The organism is Streptomyces sp. NRRL B-24572 (assembly GCF_002156145.1).
Taxonomy (GTDB): domain Bacteria; phylum Actinomycetota; class Actinomycetes; order Streptomycetales; family Streptomycetaceae; genus Streptomyces; species Streptomyces vietnamensis.
Genome location: NZ_MWIG01000970.1, coordinates 1 through 1,765, shown reverse-complemented (window position 1 = coordinate 1,765; position 1,765 = coordinate 1). Strand labels below are relative to the sequence as shown.

At 75.8% G+C, this 1,765-nt stretch carries 1 protein-coding gene and 1 pseudogene; both read right to left on the bottom strand.

All coding sequences use genetic code 11. The features are described 5' to 3' along the window. On the bottom strand, positions 1–1,142 hold a 1,142-nt coding region (locus CCN56_RS39000; RefSeq protein ID WP_107484303.1), incomplete at its 3' end, for a hypothetical protein. A gap of 298 nt (positions 1,143–1,440) precedes the next feature. Beyond that, positions 1,441–1,765 (bottom strand): annotated as a pseudogene (locus tag CCN56_RS38995) (ATPase); the annotation flags it as partial.

The following is a 1,765-nucleotide window of genomic DNA, read 5'->3' as shown; positions in this document are numbered from 1 at the left end:
TCGGCCGCGCGCGCGGCCGAGTCGGCGACCGGGTCGCGTCCGGCGTCGTCGTCGGCGAGCTCACGCGCCTCGGCGAGCGCCGTCGTCAGGGCGCTCATGCTCGCCGTGTAGTCCGCCTCGTACTTGTCGCTCTTGCCGTCCTCGGTGAGGACGGCGCCCCGGGCGACCAGGGTCAGGTTCTCGTTGGCGCGGGCGGTGAGCGAGCTGATCCGGGCCGTGTTGAGGACCTGGAGCGACTCCTGCCCGTGCGCCCGCGCGCTGTTGAGTTCGGTGCGCGTCACGGTGTGCGCGGCGAGCAGCCAGAGCAGGACGGTCACGGCGGCGGCGGTGGCGGCGAGCAGCCCGTGGTTGAAGACCCGGTTGGTCCGGACGTAGTTGCGGCGCTGGGCCCAGACCAGGAAGCCGAGGGCGAGCAGACCCAGCGCGAGCGACAGGTACGGCCAGGTGCGGGCCGAGTCGTCGTCCCCGTGCAGCCGCTCCGTCTCCGCCGCGTACAGCCGCTCGGCGGCCGGCAGCAGCGAGCTGGACATCTGCGCGTTGGCGTACCGCAGATAGGCGCCGCCGAGCGGCAGGCCCTGCCGGTTGGCGGCCCGGGCGCGCTCGATCAGGCCCGTGTAGCGGGGGAGCTGTTCGTTGAGGGTGGCGATCTCGCGGGCCGACACGGACGAACCGCCCGTGTTCGCCGCGGCCTTGACGAGGAGCCGGGAGGCGGTGGTGATGTCCCGGGCGTACCGCTCGCGGGACTCCGCGGGCTCCAGGGTGCCCGCCAGGAACCCGGCGGCGGCGGTGGTGTCGGCGTCGGCGAGGGACCGGTAGATGGCGGCCGCGTCGGCGCTCAGGGGCTGGCTGCGGCTGACGACGTCGTCGGCGGCGGAGGCCCGGTCGGTGACCTCCAGGGCGGTGACGGCCCCGAACGCGACGACGAGCAGCGCCAGCACGGCCCCGAGGATCTGGAGCCGGCCGGGCTCGGTGGTCGCGGCCTCCCGCAGCCGCTCCCGTCCCACGGCCCAGGCGCCGCGCCCCGCGGGCGGGGTGGCGGCGGGCGCGGGCGACGGCTGCGCGGGCACGCCGCCCGGGCGCGCGGACGCCGTCGCCGTGCCCTGCGCCGCCGAGGCGGCGGGCGCGTTCGGCGGGTGTGTCACTTGACCTCCCCCTCGGTCGCTGACGTCGGCCCGTCCGGCCGGGATGCCGGTGAGGAACCGGTTCCGGTGGCGGGCCACCCGGCCAGCAGTATGGCCTCAGGGGGCCGCCCGCACACCGGGATTGACTGGATCTTGTGCCTATCGTGCCCCATGCCTCCCACGCGTCAGCAGGCGAACCCCTCACTCTGGAATACGTCGATCGGCCGGAATCGGTTCCGTATCGGACGTCGCTCGAACAGGTGAACATGCGTGCGGGGCGTCCCGTCGCGCACGACGGGACGCCCCGCATCCACCGCACTCAGCCCTCGTACCGCTCCCGCAGCCGGGCCTTCGCCTCCGGCCCCGCCGCCACCGCGTCCAGGGCGAGCAGCCCCGCACCGAGCACCGGCGGCGCGGTCACGAAGCCGATCACGGCCTTCGGCGCCCGCTCCGCCAGGAGTGCGCGGATCCGCTCCTCCAACTGCGGGTGCCGGGCGGCGAGCACGCTGCCGCCGAGCAGCACCGGCGCCTCCTCGCGGTGGAGCCCGAGCCGGCGGAGCGCGACGTACGCCATGGCGACGACCTCGTCGGCGAGCCGGTGCACGAGCGACTCCGCCACCGGATCGCCCGCGGCCGCGACGCGG